Origin of the sequence: Acinetobacter sp. YH12231, assembly GCF_013417755.1 — a bacterium.
In the GTDB taxonomy this organism is placed as follows: Bacteria; Pseudomonadota; Gammaproteobacteria; order Pseudomonadales; family Moraxellaceae; genus Acinetobacter; species Acinetobacter amyesii.
Genome location: NZ_VPDJ01000017.1, coordinates 1 through 21809 on the forward strand (window position 1 = coordinate 1; position 21809 = coordinate 21809).

At 39.8% G+C, this 21809-nt stretch carries 20 protein-coding genes and 2 pseudogenes; 11 read left to right on the forward strand and 11 right to left on the reverse strand.

The features are described 5' to 3' along the window. The 4 genes and pseudogenes from FTV11_RS11300 to FTV11_RS11315 all read left to right on the forward strand — a co-directional run. A pseudogene (locus FTV11_RS11300) lies at window positions 1-89 on the forward strand (IS5/IS1182 family transposase); the annotation flags it as partial. Between the two features lie 409 nt (window positions 90-498). After that, the gene (locus tag FTV11_RS11305) at window positions 499-2019 is read left to right on the forward strand and encodes a transporter associated domain-containing protein (protein WP_180074011.1); all 1521 of its coding nucleotides are present in this window, start codon (window positions 499-501) and stop codon (window positions 2017-2019) included. 380 nt (window positions 2020-2399) lie between these two features. After that, the gene (locus FTV11_RS11310; RefSeq protein ID WP_180074012.1) at window positions 2400-3128 is read left to right on the forward strand and encodes a hypothetical protein; all 729 of its coding nucleotides are present in this window, start codon (window positions 2400-2402) and stop codon (window positions 3126-3128) included. A 19-nt stretch (window positions 3129-3147) separates the two neighbouring features. Continuing rightward, on the forward strand, window positions 3148-3699 hold the full coding sequence (locus tag FTV11_RS11315) for a hypothetical protein (RefSeq protein WP_180007324.1): 552 nt from the start codon (window positions 3148-3150) through the stop codon (window positions 3697-3699). 99 nt (window positions 3700-3798) lie between these two features. Here the strand turns inward: FTV11_RS11315 and thiM are convergent, their stop codons facing one another. The 3 genes from thiM to FTV11_RS11330 form a co-directional block, all read right to left on the reverse strand. Next, window positions 3799-4668 (reverse strand): hydroxyethylthiazole kinase, encoded by an 870-nt coding sequence (thiM, locus tag FTV11_RS11320; protein WP_180074013.1) that lies wholly within the window; start codon window positions 4666-4668, stop codon window positions 3799-3801. An 11-nt stretch (window positions 4669-4679) separates the two neighbouring features. Then, a complete protein-coding gene (locus FTV11_RS11325) occupies window positions 4680-5837 on the reverse strand; it encodes a hypothetical protein (protein WP_180074014.1) in 1158 nt (385 codons plus the stop codon). 148 nt (window positions 5838-5985) lie between these two features. After that, window positions 5986-6249, reverse strand: a complete 264-nt coding sequence (locus tag FTV11_RS11330) for a hypothetical protein (protein WP_078193641.1) — start codon at window positions 6247-6249, stop codon at window positions 5986-5988. Between the two features lie 493 nt (window positions 6250-6742). On the opposite strand from FTV11_RS11330, the gene FTV11_RS11335 reads away from it, so the two are divergent. The 6 genes and pseudogenes from FTV11_RS11335 to FTV11_RS11360 all read left to right on the forward strand — a co-directional run. Continuing rightward, a complete protein-coding gene (locus tag FTV11_RS11335) occupies window positions 6743-7018 on the forward strand; it encodes a hypothetical protein (protein WP_078193640.1) in 276 nt (91 codons plus the stop codon). Window positions 7019-7372: 354 nt separating this feature from the next. Then, window positions 7373-9982, forward strand: a complete 2610-nt coding sequence (gene pepN / locus FTV11_RS11340) for an aminopeptidase N (RefSeq protein ID WP_180074015.1) — start codon at window positions 7373-7375, stop codon at window positions 9980-9982. Window positions 9983-10313: 331 nt separating this feature from the next. Beyond that, complete coding sequence (locus FTV11_RS11345; protein ID WP_180003031.1) at window positions 10314-10526, forward strand: hypothetical protein; 213 nt, start codon at window positions 10314-10316, stop codon at window positions 10524-10526. A 225-nt stretch (window positions 10527-10751) separates the two neighbouring features. Continuing rightward, window positions 10752-11528 (forward strand): Rossmann-like and DUF2520 domain-containing protein, encoded by a 777-nt coding sequence (locus tag FTV11_RS11350; protein ID WP_180049378.1) that lies wholly within the window; start codon window positions 10752-10754, stop codon window positions 11526-11528. A gap of 62 nt (window positions 11529-11590) precedes the next feature. Further along, on the forward strand, window positions 11591-12274 hold the full coding sequence (locus FTV11_RS11355; RefSeq protein ID WP_180007317.1) for a class I SAM-dependent methyltransferase: 684 nt from the start codon (window positions 11591-11593) through the stop codon (window positions 12272-12274). Between the two features lie 45 nt (window positions 12275-12319). Next, window positions 12320-13017: pseudogene (locus tag FTV11_RS11360) on the forward strand (GMC family oxidoreductase); the annotation flags it as partial. Window positions 13018-13120: 103 nt separating this feature from the next. On the opposite strand, the gene trmB reads toward FTV11_RS11360, so the two are convergent. The 3 genes from trmB to FTV11_RS11375 form a co-directional block, all read right to left on the reverse strand. Then, window positions 13121-13837 carry a tRNA (guanosine(46)-N7)-methyltransferase TrmB gene (gene trmB, locus FTV11_RS11365; RefSeq protein ID WP_078188891.1) on the reverse strand — a complete coding sequence of 239 codons (717 nt, stop codon included), beginning with the start codon at window positions 13835-13837 and terminating at the stop codon, window positions 13121-13123. 175 nt (window positions 13838-14012) lie between these two features. Further along, complete coding sequence (locus FTV11_RS11370) at window positions 14013-15953, reverse strand: sensor histidine kinase (RefSeq protein WP_180074016.1); 1941 nt, start codon at window positions 15951-15953, stop codon at window positions 14013-14015. Window positions 15954-16242: 289 nt separating this feature from the next. Then, window positions 16243-17685 carry a SulP family inorganic anion transporter gene (locus tag FTV11_RS11375; RefSeq protein WP_180074017.1) on the reverse strand — a complete coding sequence of 481 codons (1443 nt, stop codon included), beginning with the start codon at window positions 17683-17685 and terminating at the stop codon, window positions 16243-16245. A 215-nt stretch (window positions 17686-17900) separates the two neighbouring features. Between FTV11_RS11375 and FTV11_RS11380 the strand changes: the two genes are divergently transcribed. Beyond that, complete coding sequence (locus tag FTV11_RS11380; RefSeq protein WP_078188886.1) at window positions 17901-18512, forward strand: glutathione binding-like protein; 612 nt, start codon at window positions 17901-17903, stop codon at window positions 18510-18512. Between the two features lie 66 nt (window positions 18513-18578). Here FTV11_RS11380 and FTV11_RS11385 read toward each other — a convergent pair whose 3' ends face one another. The 5 genes from FTV11_RS11385 to rpoH form a co-directional block, all read right to left on the reverse strand. After that, a complete protein-coding gene (locus FTV11_RS11385; RefSeq protein ID WP_180041314.1) occupies window positions 18579-19151 on the reverse strand; it encodes a hypothetical protein in 573 nt (190 codons plus the stop codon). A 181-nt stretch (window positions 19152-19332) separates the two neighbouring features. Further along, entirely contained in the window at window positions 19333-20118 is a 786-nt protein-coding gene (locus FTV11_RS11390) for a thiazole synthase (protein WP_078188883.1), read from the reverse strand. 12 nt (window positions 20119-20130) lie between these two features. Then, window positions 20131-20328 (reverse strand): sulfur carrier protein ThiS, encoded by a 198-nt coding sequence (gene thiS, locus FTV11_RS11395; RefSeq protein WP_180007313.1) that lies wholly within the window; start codon window positions 20326-20328, stop codon window positions 20131-20133. Window positions 20329-20385: 57 nt separating this feature from the next. Further along, complete coding sequence (locus tag FTV11_RS11400) at window positions 20386-20751, reverse strand: DUF423 domain-containing protein (RefSeq protein WP_078188880.1); 366 nt, start codon at window positions 20749-20751, stop codon at window positions 20386-20388. 169 nt (window positions 20752-20920) lie between these two features. Beyond that, complete coding sequence (gene rpoH, locus FTV11_RS11405) at window positions 20921-21790, reverse strand: RNA polymerase sigma factor RpoH (protein WP_078188879.1); 870 nt, start codon at window positions 21788-21790, stop codon at window positions 20921-20923. Window positions 21791-21809 lie beyond the last annotated feature (19 nt).

Sequence of the window (21809 nt, forward strand, 5' to 3'; positions counted from 1 at the left end):
GAGGAATTGCCACAAGATACGATAAGCTAAAACGTAACTATCAAAGCGCTGTTGCTTTAGCTTGTATATTTATATGGTTGCCTCTTTAGCTCAATTTATCGGCTGTAAATGTCAACACACCCTAATATATTTTACCAAAAGGTTGAAATAAATAATTCATTAGATTTGTCATACAATCTTATACAACGCATTTAATAATATTTAATTAAAAAGTTAGATGAAATCAATCTTTTTAACAGCGTTGGCATGTATCTATAAAAGTCAGTATTACGATCTAGATTTATATTTGATGTAGCCCATTCAATCGGCAACGCATTAAGCGCTTTTAACATTTTGTCATATTGTTGATGCGAAAAAATATGCTTGAATACATTACAAATGCGCAAGATTATGCATAATGGAATGGTCTATAGTTACACAGGTTAAATTTATGGATCCGTCGCCGTGCGTTGGTCTGCTTGAAGATATTCTTACAATCCAGAATGAGGAAGAGAGCTAATGGAATTTTTGTTAGATCCCGGAATCTGGGTTGGTTTACTTACATTAATTATTTTAGAAATTGTACTAGGGATTGATAACCTAGTCTTTATTGCCATTTTGGCAGACAAACTCCCTCCAGAACAACGTGATAAAGCCCGCGTACTTGGTCTTTCACTCGCATTATTTATGCGATTAGGATTGTTATTTGCAATCTCTTGGTTGGTCACATTAACAAAGCCCCTGATTACCGTTTTTGATTGGACATTCTCTGGTCGAGATCTCATATTATTGTTCGGTGGATTGTTCTTAGTTTATAAGGCAGTCACAGAGCTACATGAGAAATTAGAAGGAAAACCAGAAGTTCAAGTGACAACAAAAGTGGCATATGCCAGCTTTACAGCAGTTGTTGCGCAAATTGTTGTCTTAGATGCGGTTTTCTCTTTAGACTCTGTCATTACAGCGATCGGTATGGTCGACAACATTTATGTCATGATGGCAGCAATGATTGTGGCAATGGCAGTGATGTTACTTGCATCTAAACCGCTAACGGCTTTTGTAAACCGACATCCTACCGTCGTGATCCTATGTTTAAGCTTCTTATTACTGATCGGTATTAGTTTGATAGCAGAAGGTTTTGGTTTCCATATTCCGAAAGGCTATATCTACTCAGGTATTGGTGTTGCGATTGTCATCGAAGCCTTTAACCAGTTTAGTCAACGCAATGCTCAAAAACACGAAGCAAAAATTCCATTACGCCATCGTACTGCAGACAGTATTTTAAAACTGATGGGTGGGCGCTTAGAATCCGATCAAGTCGGTAATCAGGCGCAAGAAACCTTTGCAGACGAAGAGCGTTACATGATTGGGGGGGTGTTGACGCTTGCAGAGCGTTCAGTTGCGTCGATCATGACTCCCCGTAATCAAATTTCTTGGGTGGATTTAAATGACACACCTGAGCAAATTCGTGAGCAAGTCCTTTCTGTGCCGCACAGTTTATTCCCTGTGTGTCGTGGTAGCTTGGATAAAGTGATTAGTATTGTCCGCGCGAAAGAACTTATTGATGTTCTAGACAGTGAAGATGATCTAAAAACATTGATTAAACGTCATCGTCCAATCTTTATTTTCCAAAAGATGAAGGTGATTGATGCGATTAATACCTTGCGTACCTCAAAAGGCTCTTTGGTATTGGTTACGGATGAGTTTGGTGCGGTACAAGGTCTGATTTCACCACTCGATGTGTTTGAAGCGATTGCTGGTGAATTCCCTGATGCAGATGAACAACTTGATTTGATTAAAATCGATGATGAACATTGGAAAGCTTCAGGCATGCTCGATCTGTATCAGTTAGAACTTGAATTGGAAATGCTGGATTTGATCGAAGAAGATGATGGTTATATCAGTGTTTCAGGTCTTATTTTAGATCAGACCCACGGCAATGTAGAAGTCGGTACTGTGGTTGATTTTAAAGGCATTCAATTTAAAGTCACGGCAATGGATGAAAACCGCATTAAAACGGTTGATATCTATTACCAGGCCTAATGCTCAAATATTAAAAATGACCCTAAGACAGCTTTTCGAAGCTGTCTTTTTTTATGACTAGAAAGTATAAGAAATCCTATATAACGAGGGCTGCAATTCACGATGTTAAAACGTATTATATTTACATGATGTAAAAGTCAAAAAACGCTGCAACTTTTGAGCTTTTAGAGGGTTAAAGCGGTTCAAAAGTAAAAAATATTGATAGGGTTGATTTTAAAAAAGCATGAGGGTAAATAGCGATTCATTTTTAACTTGGGGTTTTAATCATCATAGATGATCTATGAATAATTTTATTTCATTTTAAATATCGTTTTTGAAAAATTTATAACTAGGTACTTTGAAGAAATTCAAAGTTAATCCATTAAAAAATGGGTGTTGGTATGGCGATCACTGAGAATATCATTGATTTTAGTAAACTCACGACTGAAGAAAAACATGAGTTGTTTCAACGGCTCTGGGAGTTTGATCAACGTATTTTCCCGACATCGAAAATTGAGCAACTTTATCAATACATGCATGACCCCGATATTGTTGCCTTACCAATCATTCAGTATTTTGAACAGGAAAAACTGATTGGGCAAAACATTGTGCGTATATTAAAAATTATGCATAACAATCGGCCGATTTTTATTTTTAATTCACGGGCAGGGGTATTGGTTGATTATCGTCGGAAAAACCTGACCTTAAACTCGGCGATTAAAGTGGCAATGCAGTATCAGATTCGTTTTCCAGCGATTCCAATGTGGTTTGTGGCTACATTGGCACAACCAAAGGTATATACATTATTTGCCTCGCGCTCTGTTAAGTTTTATCCAAGACATGGTGTCCCGATGCCCACAGAGTATATGGATGTTTTAAATAGTTATAAAATCCGTCAGCATGATGTGCAGCATCGGGCTGAGGATATTTTTGTTCATCGTTGTGATTTACCGAAGGTGACGCCTGAGCAATTGGTTCGGCTACGGAAAAAATCTGATGAACATGTTCAATTTTTTATGCAGCACGTGCCAGATTATTTTGATGGCATGGGGTTAATGTGTATTTGTAAATTAAATGTTTCAACTATTTTTGAAGCAAGTATGAATCTGGCAGTTGGGCGGGCAGTTTAATGACGGACATGGATGTGTTATGCGACAAATGACGATATATCGATTATTCGGTTTCGGCGCGGCGATCTTTTTAACGGCTTGTCAGCCAGCAGAGCAAAAAGTACAAGAGCAATCGCAGAAATGTGTTGCCCCCGAAAAACTGGTCAAACAAATTTATGATCAAGAGTTGAAATTGCATGCTTTGAGTAAAGATCAACTTACTGCCTATTTTGAGCCATCGTTAGCGGAACGTATGCAAGCAGAAATTAACTGTAAGCAGTCGCAACAAGCGTGTAATGTGGATTTTGATATTTTCACGGATAGCCAAGATCCGCAGCAAGATTCGAAAAAAGGTGTTCAGCCTAAACTGAGTTTTGATGAAAATAAAAACGTCGTTCGTGCTGAGTTTAAAATTGGTGATGAAGCCAAAGTCTTAAATTATGAAATGAGTGATGGCGACTGTTCAAAAATCAAAAATATTGTTTATGCGGGGGACTATGACCTCGACATGATTTTGAGTAATCCAACAGAAACGATCGAAGATTCAGAAATGTTTGATGCCAATGCTGCAAGTGACAGTACGGCACATTAAACTTTTTGACGCGTTCTAATTATTCAAAAACAGCATGAAACCCTGAACAGCTTGAGTGCTTTACTCAAGCTGTTTTGTTTTCCTCAAGTTATCATAGCTTCATAGTGCATAAATTTGCATGTTGGCAAGTTGATTGAAATCGTCTTCATTGAGATTATAAATTTCATCTAAAAATGCAACATTAAAACTGCCGACACTTGAGCTAAGTTCATAGGCTTTTTGACCCGCAATCGCAAAGTGCAAATGCGCTGCGACTGTACCGGCAGTTAGTGTTTCACTCACGGCGCAATACGCTGCTGTTAACGCACCTAAAGCGCAGCCAGAAGCCGTTACTTTGGGTTGTAAGTAAGATCCACCATTAATTTGTATCACCGCATTCATTTCTTTCGACAAGATGAAATCTGATTCGCCTGAAATTGCCACACATTCACAGTGTTCTAATAAGGGTACGGCATTTAAATAAATCTCGGCACTATTGAGCGTGCTATCGACACCGCGTGACTCACCTTGATTACCTGCAAGACCACTGATTTCTGATGCATTGCCACGGATAATACTTGGCTTGTACTGGAGTAATTGGTCAACCATTTCAGATCGCCACGGCAAAACGGGGCCATAACCGACAGGGTCAAGCACCCAAGGTTTATTTAAATTTTGTGCTGTTTGTGCAGCAATTTGCATGGCCTGCATTTGTTCAGACGTTGGCGTGCCTAAATTGATATTCAATGCACTGGCAATCGAGGCAAAGCTTTCAGCTTCAAAGGGATTGTCAATCATTGCAGGAGAAGCACCCGCAGCTAAAAGGACATTGGCCACATAATTGCTCGCGACTGCATTGGTGAGGATATGCACCAAAGGTTGTTTGGATTGAAGTTCAATCCACGCATTAATGACGCTTTGCAAAAGCGGGCTATTTAAGTCAGTCAATTCACTGTTCATGGTCGTTTCAAAATTTTCAGATTGATTCATCGGTTTCTCCCTTAGCGGGTGAAGTAATGGTCTTGATGTTTACAATTACGGCAGAACAGGGTCACATAATCTGCGGCATCATAATCGACAGAGAGCTCTTGTGAACCACAGTACATGCAGCGCTTTGTGGAATAAAAATTTAAGCGAGGTTCGATTTTTTTCCAAGCATGGCGTATCGGTTGCACAAAGATACTTTCATCGAGTCCTAAAAAGTGAAAGAGCAAAATTTCACTCATTTTACTAAAGGGGAGTTGTGGCGGACGAGGTAGAGTAAAGGTTTCCCATTTTTCCTGTAAGCCACGTTCACGATATTGCTGTAAGGTCTTTTTTAACAGATTTGTATTAATGAAATTTTCATTACGCACTTGCAGAGCTTTTTGTTTATGTAGGTATTCGAGTGCTGACTGAATCATATAGTAAATCTGCCCAACCGCTAGATGGTCGAGTAGGCGATAACAGAACACTTGAAAGCTTTTATTCCCTGCAATTTGAATGCCCCATGTCTTACAGTAAAACTGCATGAATTGCACAATTTCTTGAAACAGTAGGAGATACAAACACTCTTTCACTTCGTCAGCACTTTTAAAGGGAACACCCAAGGCTAAATTTTCATAAAACCAATGACGGAGTTGCTGCGCTACGCTAAAAAGACTGGGCTCCGAATAGCCATCCAGACGGACATTGATATAATACTGTTCAGCTTGTAGCGCATCATCTTTCACAATCAAAATTTGCTCATGCACGAGATGCTTTTTGAGTGATTGTTGGAAGAGATAATTCGGGCTGATGTTGTGGTATTTAATAGCGTCCCAGTCGATAAATTCTTGATGTGCCGTATGTTCTTGGACGTGATTATCCAATAAAGCCAACAAAAAGAGTTTCTGTAAAAAACTCAGTTCACTTAATTCACGTTCAACGATATCTTTATTTTTGAGTTTACGCTGTTCTTGTAAGCGGGTTTCTTTCAGTAGTTTTTTTCGCGCGGCCTGACAGTTTTCACAATGACAGTTGTATTGCTGTTCTGGAAATATTTGATGATGACAGTGGCTACACTGATAAAAATTAAATTCTTGCTCATCTAATTTTTCAGCATCTACCCAATACATAGATGCACGACACAACGGGCATTGCGTACTTTCATCCATTTGTTTGCGTAGAATATTGAACATGTTGCCAGCGTTTATTGAAAGATTAAATTGATTATACACATCTCTGTTTAAAGACGGGTTTGGAATTTGAGTTGCGGCAGCTCAGGCGAGAAGTCGACAATTAAAAAAGCTGCATAGTGATGATGCAGCTTTTAGTCAGAATGGATTATTAATAGGCGGCTGGGCATGGGATCGATTCGTCCTCCTCTCCAAGTTGTTTGGCTTGTATTAAAGCTTGCACTTTTTTAGACGCGACTTTTTTAGTGCCTAATGCACTATATGAGTTAAGTAATGAACTGACCTCAAAGGCTTTGAGTGGAATCCCTTCGCAGGTCATAAACATTGCGATCACCTGATGATCGATATTTGCAGCATCAAGCGCTTGTAAAGTCTTCATATTTTCAATACGGATGATGTGTTCTTTAATAAACATAATGCACCTCTTTTTGTTTTAGCCTGATGATTTTGCTTTTGGCAATTAAGTAGATGCAAAACGCATGCTCAAATGTTTTGAGTAGACATTTTAAAGCAGATAAACGGCATATTGTTTTATTAAGATATTGAAAATAAATTATTAATTTAAAAGTAACAAAATAATATTGATGCGTATGCTATGTCTAATGAATTCTCAAAATGCTTAAACTGTTGAAAAAGAAACATCTTGGTGCATCGTTTAAACAGAAGTATGCAATCAAATCTAAATCAGAATATTGATATGATTCGAGAGTTAAGGTGCTTTTTGGAAGGAATCACCTAAGCGATTGGATTTTAAAAGTATATTTGTATATATTGAGCTTATAATTCTAATGATCTTAACTTGCAGGACTGAAACAAAGCGGAATCTACTGAAATTGATACATAGTATGATTCAGCTGGATTTCTAAAGGTTTTGATCTTTTTTTATCCTTTCTTTGTATGGAATACATATGTCAGACGCACTTAAAAACAGCAATATCACCCGTATGCAATTATATAAGCAGCCACAGGGTACGGTTGGTGCGCTGATTATTGGGCATGATCAAACACTGGAAAAGACGATCGAGTTATTGGGCCTGGCTCAGCAACATCAAGTATCTAAAATTTATGTGGCGGGTGCGACGGAAGAAATTCAGCAATTCCTCACCTCAAAAGTCACGGCATTTCAATTTTACTTTGCAGCAGACTACGACAGTGCACTCGATTTAATTTTCGCAAATCAATAATCCTCTAAGTCTTAAGCAGGAAAGTTTGAGCGCAATAATTTGAACGTACAGATGGATTAAGCACCTGTACTTTCTCTTTCTAGTATATAGGCGCTTTATTTATTTTAGGTAGATAAAAAAATTTGCACATTGTTATAGCTGTACTCAACTCAGGCATTTATTTTGCTTAAACATGGCGAAAATATGTGCCAGCCTTTAAATTATTCTATAAAGATGATTGAAAACAACATGCGCTGAGCCCATATATAAATCATTGTAAATGCGAAGACAGCTTATGCATCTTGTCGTATGATCAAGTCATTCACAATGTGTTCAAAAAGCTGATGAAGCAATAACTAAGGAATAGGACGAGATATGAATATTGCGGCAAATCCAGTGGTCGAAGCAGACCAAACTGTTTATTTAAAAGACTATCAAAAACCATCATTTGTCGTAGATAGTATCGATCTAGATATTCAAGTCTTTGATGACCATACCAATGTAAATGCAAAATTAGTGATGCAGCGTCAAACGGCTGGAGATTTGGTGTTATTGGGTCGTGATTTGGAACTCAAATCAATTCGCTTAAATGGTCAAGTTTTGCCAGCAGATGCCTATGTTGTAGATGCAGAACAACTGGTGATTTCAAATGCACCTGACCAAGCTGTCATTGAAACTGAAGTCGTGATTCATCCTGAAAGCAATACTCAGCTCGAAGGCTTATACCAAGCGGCAGGCGATTTATTCGTCACTCAAAACGAGCCTGAAGGCTTCCGTAAAATTACCTATTATCCTGACCGTCCTGATGTGCTATCGGTATTTACTACACGTGTTGAAGCGGATAAAAAATTCCCTGTATTACTTGCCAATGGTAATTTGATTGAAGCGGGTGAAACCGGGGAAGGTCGTCATTATACCGTTTGGCAAGATCCAACCAAAAAACCATCGTATCTATTTGCTTGTGTGATTGGTGATTTGGCAGTACTCAAAGACTCTTATGTGACGTCTGAAGGTCGTAATGTTGCTTTAGAAATCTATGCAGAAGAAAAAGACATTCCAAAATGTCATATTGCGATGGAAGCTTTAAAGCACTCGATGCGTTGGGACGAAGAACATTATGGTCGTCCTTATGATTTAGACAATTATATGATCGTGGCAACCAGTGCATTTAATATGGGTGCAATGGAAAACAAAGGTTTGAATATTTTCAACACCTCTTGTGTGCTTGCTGATGAAGAATATACGACTGATGCTGCGATCATGCGCGTTCAGTCTGTGATTGCACATGAATACTTCCATAACTGGACAGGTAATCGTATTACCTGTCGTGATTGGTTCCAACTTTGTTTAAAAGAAGGTTTGACGGTATTCCGTGATCAGTCGTTCTCAGAAGATTTACAATCTGCTGCGGTACAACGAATCGATGATGTTGCAGTATTAAAAGCACATCAGTTCCCAGAAGATTCAGGCCCGCTTTCACATCCACCGCGTCCAGATCATTTTGTTGAAATTAATAACTTCTATACCGCAACAGTGTACGAAAAAGGTGCGGAAATTAACCGCATGATGGCGACATTGTTGGGCAAAGAAAAATTCCGTGCAGGTACTGACGAATATTTCAAACGCCATGATGGTCAAGCTGTGACAGTTGAAGATTGGGTAGCAGCACTGACAGCGGGTTCAGGTGTGGATTTATCGAGTTTCTTGATTTGGTATAACCAACCGGGTACACCAAAACTTGAAGCAAAAGGTGAGTACGATGCTGCAAATCAAACCTATACTTTAAGCTTGAAACAAAGCTTAAAAGCGCATCCGAAATATCCAAATTTAAAAGCTGTGCCTATTCCTGTGGCTTTGGCATTGTTTGATGCCACGAGTGGTGAACAGTTACTTCTCAGCTCAGATGCATTGGTTGAAAATGGCATCAAAGATGGCGTGTATTTATTTGATACCGATACTGCAACAATTACATTTAGCGGTGTAAAAAACCAGCCTGTTGTGTCTTTACTGCGTAACTTGTCTGCACCTGTTAATCTTGAATTTAACTATTCAGATGAAGAGCTTGCATTCCTGATGCAGTATGAGCCGAATGGTTTTAACCAATGGCAAGCAAGCCAAACCTTGTTAGAACGTATTTTGTTAAATGGCCATGATGCCGACATCTATGTTCAAGCCATTCAAAATACATTACCGGCATTGGTTGAGCGTGATCCATTACTTGCTTCACGTTTATTCGATGTACCGACAGAGGGTTATTTAGGTAGCCGTATTGATACCGACTACAGTCCTGCCAAAGTGCAGGAACAGCGTGAAGCACTTTTAAGTCGTGTGGCACGTGAGTTAGGTGCTTTCTTTAAAGAGACTTATGCAACTTTAGACCCAGATGCGCAGAAAGAGTTTTCACAAGCTATGGGCGTTCGTGCATTGAAAAACATCATGTTGAGCATGATGGCACGTCAAGGCGATGCATCTGTATTTGAATTGGCTTATGAACAATTCAGCTCAACAGGCAATATGTCTGAACGTCTTGGTGCTTTAAAAGTATTGGTTTGGAATGATGCACCACAAGCACAGCAAGCTTTAGAAACCTTTTATACACGCTTTAAAAATGAAGCTTTGTCGATGGACCAATGGTTTATGTTGCAAGCGGCACATCCGAAAGCAACTGCGGAAACCATTAAGGCACTGACTGCTCATCCTGATTATGACTTGAAAGTACCGAACCGTATTCGTGCGGTTACTGGTGGCTTAAATAGCAATCCTGTCAACACTTGGAGCTTTGGTGTGCAGCATATTGTTGAATTAGCAAAATTCCTCGATGAGAAAAATCCAATTGTCGGTTCACGGTTACTGCAAATTTTGTCCCGTTGGTACACGTTGGCAGAGCCGCAGCGTAGTGAAGTCAAAGCCGAACTTGAAGCGCTTAAACCTGTCGTGAAATCGAAGAATGTATCAGAAACCTTAAATAGCATGTTAAGTGTTTAATCATTCAACCTCTCTGTACGATTGATTTGAGTTAAATCACTCCTACTAAAATGAGCCTGTTGTCATGGGTATGGCAGCAGGCTTTTTTATATCCAGTCTTTTAATCCAATCTTTAGCTAGGATTGAAAATCAATCATGTTTAGAAGACATAAACTGAATGATATTCTCTAATTATTTATTTAAATTACATAATATTTGCAATACAAATCACATAATGGCGTTACAATGATGTGGGTTTATCGTATTTCTCACTGTATGCGGTAAGTCATCCAAGTTTTTGAATGTTTAGATTTTTTATCTATTTCATTATGCAATATTTTTGAGGCGAGTCATGTTAGTTAAGGTTGATGATGGTTTTTATTTAAACTCACATCATATTATTGCAATTCGGATTAATAGAGATTTGCTTGATACCTTTGTTGTTTCTGTAGAATACACACCGAACAGTGTGCAAAATACGGGTGTATTTGAAAAAAAATTCAATGCGCGCCGCGATGCAGAACAATACTTACAGACTCTGAATCAGATCATTGGTAAATCTTAAAACGAAAGTGCATACCAATGATCTTGTCTAGATTGAAATGGACATGACATGAATCAGACGCAGATTGACGTCTAGCAAAAGGGATGAAACGCATCCTTTTTTTGTGCTTATCTGAGCGAAACTAATGCGAAGAATTGAAAATTAGTAATTCTATTGATACGACCCGATTTGCACGTCCGATATTTTCCTGACATGCTGTAGCCATCCAAAATGAGTTAAAACTATATGCGAATCAGTATTGTGGGTGCAGGTCGTGTTGCACATCATTTGCTCAAAGTACTTCATCCACAACATCACATTGTGCAAGTATATGCACGAAATCTCGAAAAGGCAGAAAAACTTGCAGCAAGTGTAGGTGCAGAAGCCATTCATACCCCAAATAAGTTGAATGCTGAGATTGATCTTTTGATCATTGCGGTGAGCGACCAGTCGATTGCAACCGTTATTCAGCAAGTTACAGCCTATCTGCCACAGGTTTTGATCGTGCATACTTCAGGTAGCACCAATATCACGGTACTGACCCAGCAACATTTGCGAGCAGGGGTGTTTTATCCTTTACAAACCTTTAGTTTAGATCGAGATGTGGACTGGACGTCTACACCGATCTTTGTAGAAGCCGCGGATTCTACAGATTTGAGGACACTAACAGATTTAGCAAACAGCATGAGTCAAAGGGTTTATCAATATGATTCGGCACAACGTTTAAGTCTGCATCTTGCTGCGGTGTTCGCATGTAATTTTAGTAATTATTGTTATGACATGGCAAAGCAGGTTGTCGATGCAAAATACGTCGATTTTAGCTTGCTTTATCCATTGATTTTAGAGACAGCGAAGAAAGCCACTCAGGCTGAACCACGGAACATGCAAACAGGCCCTGCAATGCGTGGAGATCAAAATATCATGCAGATGCATGCCAATATGCTTGAGCAAGCTGATCAAGTCGACCTGAAAGCGGTCTATGAAATGTTGAGTCAGCAGATTTTTGAACTTCATCAGAAATAAATAATCCATATAGAACAATGAATATTTATTAGCTTAGACATACATGTCAAACAGGATGTTACATGGCAAAAGATTTTAATAGTCCGCAAGTGGTCGAAAGTTATGATGCACATATACGAAAATTAATTCCCGGCTATGAACTTGTCCATCAACAGATTCAGGCGGTGTTGAATTGCCATGTCGCTGAAGATGCCCATGTACTGATCATTGGATGTGGGACGGGCTATGAATTGGGCTATCTCATGGCCTTGAATCCAACATGGTCATTTACCGTTACAGAATTGTCTGAAAATATGCTGAATCAAACACGGCAACGCGTTGAAGCCGCTGGACAGTTGCATCGCGTCAATTTTGTTTTGGGCAGTCATACTGCTTTTGAGGAAGTAAGTTGTTTTGATGCGGTGCTGAGTATCTTGGTGACGCATTTCATTGCGTTGTCAGAGAAAACGAATTTTTTAGCAAAAGCATTTGAGCTGCTTAAACCGCAGGGCATTTTTTTAAGTTTTGACTTGATGCAAACTCATTCGAATTTTGAGCAGCGTGTCCTGCCTGAATTTTGCCAAATGCAAGGTTTATCTGCTGCGCAAGCGACAAAAATGATGCAGCGTTTAGAAGATGATTTTGAACTGATTAGCCAGCAGCACTATCAAAGCTTACTGACAGAAATAGGCTTTGATCAAATTTATTGTTTCAGTCAAATCTTTAGCTATGCGGCTTACAGTGCTTTTAAAACGTCTATGGATTAAAAGAATAAAGACCAAGTTTTGAGTGTATTAAATCCATCGATCATTGAATACCAAGGTACATTTGGCGTGTCTTTACCCGGCTCAATTGATATGTTCAAGCAGATCAGTCGCTATCGTAAGGAACGACGAGGCATGATTGCTTCAAATTTTGCAGAATGTGGTGGTTTTCTAAAGTCTTCGCCCGATTTGGCAATACCAAATTTGCAATTACACTTTGTCGTGGCGTTAGTAGATGACCATGCACGGAAATTTCATACAAGACATGGTTTATCTGTCATGTGTGTCTGCTCAATCCAAGAAGTCGCGGCACGATCAAACTAAGTGGTTCCAGTGTCAATGATCCATTATTGATTGATCCAAACTTTTTAGGGGATGAACAGGATTTAGAAGATTTGGTACAAGGCTTTAAGTTGACGCAGCAGTTAATGATGTCGCCGTCTTTATCGAGTCATTATCAGTAAGATTTATTTACCTCACTGGTCAAAACGGATGATATACGTGCAATCTTACGTCAGCGTGTGGATACGGTTTATCACCCTGTCGGTAGTTGTAAGATGGGCGTAGATGAGATGTCTGTGGTTGACCTTGAATTGAAAGTCTACGGCATTCAAAACCTTCGTGTCGTCGATGCATCTATCATGCCTTCTGTGGTAAATGGCAATACCAATGCACCGACAGTGATGATTGCTGAAAAAGCCGTGGATATGATTCGACAAAGTCAGCTCCAAGCGCAAGTAGCTTAGTGGTTATTCATTTTATATGATTTGATACAATACAGATAAATCTTAGATCAAAAACAGCAATAAAAAACCACCGCTAACGGTGGTTTTTTGCTTTATTCCAAAGTTAGTTTACTTTTTTGAAGATGAAGTCATTAATTTTATGGCCTGCTTCAATTCCGCGACGTTCAAACTTAGTTTGCGGACGCCAGTCTGGACGAGGGTAGCTATTGCCTTTACCTGCAAGGTTTTCAAGACGTGGACGTTCTTCAAGAACTTCGATCATCCATTCAGCATACGGTTCCCAGTCAGTTGCTGAGTGGAATGTGCCGCCGATTTCTAATTTTTCTTCAACCAATGGCATACGGTCATGAGATACAAAACGACGTTTGAAATGACGTTTCTTCTGCCATGGATCTGGGAAGTATAATTGCACAGTATTAATACTGTTATCTGGCATTTCACGTAGCACTTGGATGGCATCAGCATCCAGTACTCGAAGGTTAGTTAAACCTGCAAGACCTGCTTCATAAACACATTGAGCGATACCCGGAACATGCACTTCAATGCCGACAAAGTTTCGCTCTGGGTTTGCTTTTGCCATTAGCACCAAAGAGCGACCCATACCAAAACCGATCTCTACAGTTAATGGGCGTTCAGGGTGTTCAAAATGCTGACGCAAATCACCAACAGGGTATTCCAAAATTAGATGACCATATTGTTCCAGCGCAGTACGTTGCGAAGTATTAAGTGGCGCAGAGCGGCGCATAAACGTCACGATTTCACGGTGTTCGTTTAGGTTATCCAGATCTACAGCGTGCTGGTCTAATTGATCGTTCGACATAACTTTGGCAAATGTAAAAAATTCGAATGCGGTATTTTAAGTCCTGAGATGCACAAGTCAAATTTTTTACCGTGAATATATCCGCTTTTTGCTCAATCTCACCGACGGAAGCCGTGCCGAGGATTTGCCATGTACAGTGAATTACTCAGCTCAAAAGCGATGAAATAACATTAAGCTAGGCGATTTTATCGCCAATATCTTCACGATCAGCACCATCAAGCTTAAACGGCAAAATGGCCTCAAGCACGGTACAACCCGGCTGTGACTGTATTTTAAATTCACCACCGATACGATGGATTCGTGTTTGCATACTATGTAGACCAACATGTAGACCTTGTTCAACATCGTTAGGGTTGAAGCCTATACCATTATCTTCAATACGTAATATCAGTTGAGTCTCTGTTTCGCACAAACTGACTTGAACTTTGCTAGCCTGACTATGCTTTAGAATATTGGTCAGGGTTTCTTCAGCGACACGAGTCAAATTGAGACATTGGGTCGCAGAGGGCGAGTGAATCCATTCGGCAGCAAATTTCCAGCTTGAGCTCATGTCTAATTCTTCAAAGAGCTGTACAAAGCGATGGCGAATCGGCGCCGCCCATTCGATCGGAGTGTCTGGAACTTTCGTCCCTATACTTGAACCCGAATCGATAACTTGTCTTAAATCATTTCGGAACAATTTAAGCATCGACATGATTTGTGGTTTTTCAATTTTATCATTTTGTTCTAACAGTAAAATTGAACGGACAATTGATCCGCCTAAACCATCATGTAAGTCATGAGATAAATGAATTCGTTCTTGAAGTCGTGCATTTTCAAGCGCGAGTTGATGTTGTTGACCAAGTGAAGTGGCGAGTTTCAGTTCAGCTCGTTGTACATTTTCAGTTAAGGTCTTATTAAAACGTTCAATTTGACGGGTGTGTCGAGCTAAACGCAAAGCCAGTACGCCGCCCAAAACGAGGGTGGTTAGTGGGCCAGTATATGGTGAGAGCGCATGGCCTTCCATGGTCATCATAAAGTGCGCATCATGTACCGCAATCGGTAAATAAATCAGATACAGCGTTGCAAGCAAATAGGTTTCTGCCATTTTGGCTTTATACGCCAAGTACGGATAGCTAATACATTTGGCCACAAAGACCAAAACAAAGAAGCTAAAACAAATTTGGATGACAGTCTTTAAATAAGCCTCTGGCGCAAAACCTATACAGAGCGCGGCGATGGTGGCAAGACTTAATAACAGTTTTTGAATTTTCGGGAATGGGTGGTTTGCAAAATACCATGCACCAATACAGCCAAAAACCGTATAAAAACAGAAAATGATATTTTGTATGCGGTCGACCTGTACGGTGGTTAGAAATGCAATTGGCCCATTAAAAATAATACACAGGCTATAAAATACCCAAGCCATGCCTGTAATGGTTAACCATAAATAGGCTCTTTCATTACGATTGGCGAGCCATGCTAAAAAAAAGAACACAGCCACGACGAAATTAATCATCGTATTGAGTTCAACTAATTGTCGTTGTTCGAGTAACCAAATTTTAAAGGTATCATAGACTTGCTGGTATTCCCCAATTTGAACTGAGCTTAGTCCTGATTTTTGGGTCACCGAACCATACACTTGTACCCAAATGGTATTTACACCTTGCTTTAAACTCGAGCTAGGCAAGTTCAATAGTCTAGGCTGATGTTGGCTTCGTGAAAAATGTTCTGTTGAAATATAATCTTGCCAAAGTAGGGCATCGTTGATGTAAATCCGTCCACTTTGGGTGATGCCTTGTATAGCGATAGCAATGGGTTGATTTAACTGATGGAGGTCACAGTTCAACTTAAATTGGATTTTGTACCAAGCGATACCATGATAGTCCGGCCAACGTTTATTCCATGTGTCTGGAAGCTTTTGCAGATTTTGCCAACCTGTACGTGGGCGCTCTTGCTCGACAGCGCTTTTAGCTGTGGCAATATGGGTAATTTCAACAGGACAATGACTGCTTGAGATCTGAGGGGTGGAATTGGCAAAAGTGGGTATAGCAATACAACATAGCAGGCAAAATAGACTCGCTAAGACCAGCAGCCTATTTGCTTGAATGCAGTGTCGTGACCAAAACCATACCATCAAAATTCCCCCAATTTTGTGTATCCACAATTTAAAAAAATAAATAGAAAGTCACATCAAATCTTTGTTTTATTTTTGATAGTTAAAATTTTATGAGATGAATTATACAGTTAAATCGAATGAATGGTGAATTTTTCTCTTTTTTATAGCCTTAGTATTTTATGTAATGTCATTACAAATGAGACTTTGATTATTGAAACCCTTTGCTATATTCATCCTGCATAGGGTTTCAATAGGTCACACTTTATTGAAAATTGATTTGATTCAAAGTGAATATTTCAAAAATCCATTAGTCACTGACACGGTCAAGCAAAGTGCTACTTGCTTCATTTAAGCCAAAAATCTCAACTTGAATCTGTTTTGACTCAAATTTTTGCACGACATTTTTTAAAATATTGACTGAGGTAATATCCCAAATATGGGCATGGCTCAGATCAATTCGTACATGACTAACCATCTCCTGAAAATCAAAAAATTGATAAAAACTCTCAGAGCTACTAAAGAAAATTTGTCCATAGACCGTGTAGCTACGGATATTGTCTTTACGTTCTGTTGTGACTGTTACTGAGCTTTCCAGTTGATTAATAATAAACAACGCAGAGAGGAGCACGCCAACCAGTACGCCAAGCGCTAAATTATGTGTTGCAAGCACTACGATAACCACAGCAATCATCACGACATTAAAAGACATTGGATGCTTTGAAAATTGCTTGACTGAATTCCATTGGAAAGTGGTAAACGACACCATGACCATAATCGCGACTAAGGCAGCCATTGGGACATAAGCCAGCCAGTCTTTTAAGAACACCACCAAACACAACAAAAATATACCTGCAACCAAAGTGGAGAGGCGAGTTCGCGCACCTGAGCTGACATTAATAATCGACTGCCCAATCATGGCGCAACCAGCCATGCCGCCCATAAAACCGCTGACAATATTAGCAATCCCTTGACCACGACATTCCTGATGACGATCTCCTTCAGTTCCCGTGACTTCATTGATCATTGTCGTGGTCATCATGGTTTCTAATAGGCCAACTGTTGCTAGGGTAATGGAATAGGGGAAAATAATCGTGAGGGTTTCAAGATTGAAAGGAATTTCAGGAATCAAGAAAATAGGTAAAGTCTCTGGAAACTTACCCAAATCACTCACAGTACGCAGGTCTGCACCTAAAAATAATGCCAAGCCACTGAGGACAATAATGCAAATCAGCGGTGATGGAATAGCTTTGCCAATTTTTGGTAGATATGGAAACAGATAAATAATCGCAAGCCCTAAAAGCATAAACACATAGCCCAAACTATCCATCTTTGACATTTCAGGTAGCTGTGCGACAAAAATTAAAATCGCGAGAGCATTTAAAAAACCATACACCACTGACTGCGAGACGAAGCGCATAAGTTTTGCGACTTTAAAATAGCCAGCAATAATTTGAATCACACCAGTTAAAACCGTGGCAGCCAAAAGGTATTGCAAACCATGATCTTTGACCAATGTGATCATAAGTAAGGCCATAGCACCCGTAGCAGCAGAAATCATTGCTGTACGACCACCAAAAAAGGCAATGGTGACGGCAATACAAAACGAAGCGTACAAACCAACCTGAGGGTCAACCCCAGCAATAGCTGAAAAGGCGATCGATTCTGGAATTAGCGCCAGTCCAACCACCAAGCCTGCGAGCACATCGGTACGAATATTGGAAAACCATTGTTCTTTTTTAAGTTGTAACACGGTAACTTTTCATCAAATCTTAAACGCGGCTATGTTAAAACAACTGAGTATAAAAATGCATAACAGATTGACTTGAAATCTTCTTGATAATGGACAATAGTCAATGAGTATATGTGTTTCAGCATTTACGCTTTTTTGCAATTTACAGGTTTGATCACTTGAAAGTTTGACAGAAGAGATTTAAAACATTGAATAGTACATAACAAGGATCAGATATGAAGCTTTATTATTCTCCAGGTGCATGTTCATTAGCATCACATATAATTTTAAATGAAATTAATGTCGATTTTGATTTGGTCCGTGTTGACCTAAAAAACCATAAAACAGAAAAAGGGGTGGATTATTACGAGATCAACCCAAAAGGTTATGTACCTGCATTAGAAATTAACCCAGGTTTGATCCTGACCGAGAACGTGGCCATTTTACCGTTCCTTGCACAGCATGATCCAAAACAAGACTTAATTCCGCCATCAGGTTTAGGTCGTGCCAAAGTTTTAGAATGGCTTGGCTATTTGAACTCAGAATTACATGATGCTTATGCCGTATTCTTTGGTGCTCCACTAGATGCAGACGCTAAAGAAAAAGCCTATGCAGAAATTGATCGTTTATTGACATATATCGATAAAGCGATTGGTGAATCGGATAACGATTATTTAGTCGATGATAACTTCGGCCCAGCGGATGCCTATCTCTTTGTACTGACAAATTGGTCAAATGGCATCGGACATGATTTAACGCCATATAAAAATATCATTGCATTACGAAACAAAGTTGCAGAGCGCCAATCAGTTCAAATTGCGATGCGTGATGAAGGATTGATTCCTTAAGTTGTGTATTCAAATTGAATTAAAAAAACCGCCGAAATTGGCGGTTTTTTATTGCTCAGGTTTAGCTTAATACTCGAACTGTGTATAGAAATCATCAAAGTTAATATTTTTAAGCGTCAGTTGCTGTGGTGCTTTGAAGGTTGACCATTTGGTCTGAGTTTTGGCATCTTCAAACATATTGCCGCCTACAATTTCCTTACGTTTTAAGGTCGAAAAATTATAGCTTTTCGATGTTTCTTCACCAGAAGCTCGGTGAAAGCTATTGTAGTCAAAACCAATCAGGTCAAAGCGTTGATTTTGCCAACGGAAGGTATAACTATGTCGGGGCCATTCCCAGCCACCACAAGCCATAAAATAACTAAAATGAACGAGTAAATTGCCTTTACTGATTTGGATGTCTTCTGCTTCAGCAAGTGGATCAAGTAAGCATGAATTGGGCTGCTGAGCGACTGGGATACTGTTGTTTTCAACGATACGTTGATATCCCTTTGCGGTTTTAAAAAATACGATGAGTTGTCGTGGATGGTTATGAACGACTTTGCCATCGTCATCATAGGTCACCACATCGACTTTTTGTTTTTCCACGATCATCGCAATATCTGGCATTTGATCTTTGTTTAGGTCGCCAGTCGTAGCCATCAAAATGTTCCAACCTTGCGGTGCAAGTGATTTGGCTGTGCTGGGCACTTGGGCTGACAGCCAACTAGATGCGACACAAAGACTCAAAGTACAAAATATATGGGATATTTTCATTGTTATCAGGTTTTCAAAATCAAAAAGAGGACTCAATAAAGTCCTCTTTTATACCGTGAATGAGTTCTTATTTAAAGAAGTATCCGGTTTCAGGTGAACTGGCATTTGCCATGCGTTTACGTGGCATACGTCCTGCTAGGAACGCTTCACGACCGGCTTCAACAGCTTTTTTCATCGCTGAAGCCATTAGAATAGGGTTTTGTGCAGCTGCAATTGCTGTATTCATTAATACGCCATCACAGCCCAATTCCATCGCTATCGCTGCATCACTTGCTGTACCGACACCAGCATCGACCAAAACAGGCACTTTGGCATTGTCTTTAATGATCGAAATGGTGTGCGGGTTGAGAATGCCTAAACCTGAGCCAATGAGACTACCTAAAGGCATAATCGCTACACAGCCCATGCTTTCCAGTTCTTGTGCCACAATTGGATCATCTGAGGTATAAACCATGATTTCAAAGCCATCGTCAATCAACGTACGTGCAGCTTTTAAAGTCTCGGTAATATTTGGATATAGGGTTTTCTCATCCCCTAAAACCTCAAGTTTAACCAGATTGTGACCATCTAATAGTTCACGTGCCAACATGCAAGTACGGACTGCACTGTTCGCATCGAAACAACCTGCTGTATTTGGCAAAATCGTATATTTTTCAGGTGGAACTACAGAAAGCAAGTTTGGCTGGTCTGGATGTTGACCAATATTCACACGGCGAATGGCAACGGTCACAATTTCAGCACCACTGGCTTGAATGGCCTGGTCAGTTTCCGTTAAGTCCTTGTACTTACCTGTACCAACTAAAAGTCGTGAATTAAATGTACGTGAACCAATGATTAGGGGTGTATCTTCCATGGGAGCTCCATTTTAGCCGCCACCTACGGCATGAATAATTTCAATATGATCTTGCTCAGTAATTGGGGTTTGTTCCAATTTACTTTTCGAGATGATCATTTCATTTTTTTCAACAGCGAAGCGTTTGCCTTCCAATTGTAATTGTTGAACCAATTGCAAGAGGTTGACACATTCGGTTTGTGTAGCTTCGCCGTTTAAATAGATTTGCATTTGTGGATTCCGTTCTTGCTGCCTTATTTATTGAATAAGGCCAAAATCTGTTGTTAATTATTTTGCGTATTTAAATGCATTCCAGGCCAATATGAGCCATCCAGCAATCATCAACGCTCCACCAATCGGGGTAATTGCACCGAGACCGCGTGGTAAGCCTAGAGCCATCACATATAAAGAACCACAGAAGAAGAAAATACCAATTTGTATAAGCAGGAAACTGGCTTTTATTGGAAGTTGGGGAATGACTTTGGATAAGATCGCGAGGGCAAGTAAGCCCAGTGCATGATAAAAGAAATAGTCCGTTGCAGTTTGCCACCAAGCCAATTGGGCTTCAGTCGCGCGAGCTTTTAATCCGTGTGCACCAAAGGCACCAAGCATCACAGCAAAAGCTAAGTTAAGTGCGGAAATGGCAATCCACATGTGCATTCACCTTAACAAAATTTGCGCATAACCATAGCATATTTAGTACCTTGGGTTAAAGCATAAATGCCCAAAGTTTTTGTGTTGCAGTTTGTCATTCAATAATTTTGAGAAATAAAAAAGAGCATCGAAATGCTCTTTTTTAGAATGACAGGGAAAAGCCTTCAACCTAGTTTGAAGACATTGCGACTTTAATTTTTTCCATCGCATTTTTTTCCAACTGACGAATACGTTCAGCAGATACATTATATTCCGCCGCCAATTCATGCAGCGTCGACTTTTCGTCATCTAACCAGCGACGTTGTAAGATGTTACGTGAACGGTCATCCAGCTGATCCATGGCTTCATGTAAAGCTGAAGTACTTTGTTCTTCGTAGTCTTCATCTTCCGCTAAACGCGCAGGGTCGTAACGGTTATCTTCGAGATAAAGGGCAGGAGCGACATGGGTCGAACCTTCATCGTCATCATCACCTTGAGCTTCAAAGGCAGCATCATAAGCGGTTAAACGGCCTTCCATTTCCAAGACTTGTTCGGGTGTCACATTTAAGTCATTGGCAATTGACTGTGCTTCAGCCAAAGTTAATTTTTTAGACGACTTTTTTAAGCTACGTAAATTAAAGAATAATTTACGCTGTGCTTTAGTGGTCGCAATTTTGACAATACGCCAGTTACGAATCACATATTCATGAATTTCTGCTTTAATCCAATGCACAGCAAAAGATACGAGACGTACGCCCATATTTGGGTCAAAACGTTTTACCGCTTTCATTAAGCCCAAGTTACCTTCTTGAATCAGGTCACCTTGTGGCAAGCCGTAGCCTGCATAGCTACGTGCGATATGCACAACAAAACGAAGATGCGACATCACCAGCATTTTAGCTGCGTCTAAATCTTGGTCGTAATAATAACGCTCGGCCAGCTCTTTTTCTTGTTCGGCCGATAAAATTGGAATCTGATTAACAGTACTAATATAAGCACCAAGATTCACCCCAGGTGCCGATAATGACAGGGGCATCAATTGATTGCTGCTGTCACTCATGTTTTCTCCTTGAGAACTA

Coding starts and splice junctions, on each gene's coding strand:
- FTV11_RS11305 (WP_180074011.1), top strand. CDS start 499: ATGGAATTTTTGTTAGATCCCGGAATCTGGGTTGGTTTACTTACATTA.
- FTV11_RS11310 (WP_180074012.1), top strand. CDS start 2,400: ATGGCGATCACTGAGAATATCATTGATTTTAGTAAACTCACGACTGAA.
- FTV11_RS11315 (WP_180007324.1), top strand. CDS start 3,148: ATGCGACAAATGACGATATATCGATTATTCGGTTTCGGCGCGGCGATC.
- thiM (WP_180074013.1), bottom strand. CDS start 4,668: ATGAATCAATCTGAAAATTTTGAAACGACCATGAACAGTGAATTGACT.
- FTV11_RS11325 (WP_180074014.1), bottom strand. CDS start 5,837: ATGTTCAATATTCTACGCAAACAAATGGATGAAAGTACGCAATGCCCG.
- FTV11_RS11330 (WP_078193641.1), bottom strand. CDS start 6,249: ATGTTTATTAAAGAACACATCATCCGTATTGAAAATATGAAGACTTTA.
- FTV11_RS11335 (WP_078193640.1), top strand. CDS start 6,743: ATGTCAGACGCACTTAAAAACAGCAATATCACCCGTATGCAATTATAT.
- pepN (WP_180074015.1), top strand. CDS start 7,373: ATGAATATTGCGGCAAATCCAGTGGTCGAAGCAGACCAAACTGTTTAT.
- FTV11_RS11345 (WP_180003031.1), top strand. CDS start 10,314: ATGTTAGTTAAGGTTGATGATGGTTTTTATTTAAACTCACATCATATT.
- FTV11_RS11350 (WP_180049378.1), top strand. CDS start 10,752: ATGCGAATCAGTATTGTGGGTGCAGGTCGTGTTGCACATCATTTGCTC.
- FTV11_RS11355 (WP_180007317.1), top strand. CDS start 11,591: ATGGCAAAAGATTTTAATAGTCCGCAAGTGGTCGAAAGTTATGATGCA.
- trmB (WP_078188891.1), bottom strand. CDS start 13,837: ATGTCGAACGATCAATTAGACCAGCACGCTGTAGATCTGGATAACCTA.
- FTV11_RS11370 (WP_180074016.1), bottom strand. CDS start 15,953: ATGGTATGGTTTTGGTCACGACACTGCATTCAAGCAAATAGGCTGCTG.
- FTV11_RS11380 (WP_078188886.1), top strand. CDS start 17,901: ATGAAGCTTTATTATTCTCCAGGTGCATGTTCATTAGCATCACATATA.
- FTV11_RS11385 (WP_180041314.1), bottom strand. CDS start 19,151: ATGGCTACGACTGGCGACCTAAACAAAGATCAAATGCCAGATATTGCG.
- FTV11_RS11390 (WP_078188883.1), bottom strand. CDS start 20,118: ATGGAAGATACACCCCTAATCATTGGTTCACGTACATTTAATTCACGA.
- thiS (WP_180007313.1), bottom strand. CDS start 20,328: ATGCAAATCTATTTAAACGGCGAAGCTACACAAACCGAATGTGTCAAC.
- FTV11_RS11400 (WP_078188880.1), bottom strand. CDS start 20,751: ATGTGGATTGCCATTTCCGCACTTAACTTAGCTTTTGCTGTGATGCTT.
- rpoH (WP_078188879.1), bottom strand. CDS start 21,790: ATGAGTGACAGCAGCAATCAATTGATGCCCCTGTCATTATCGGCACCT.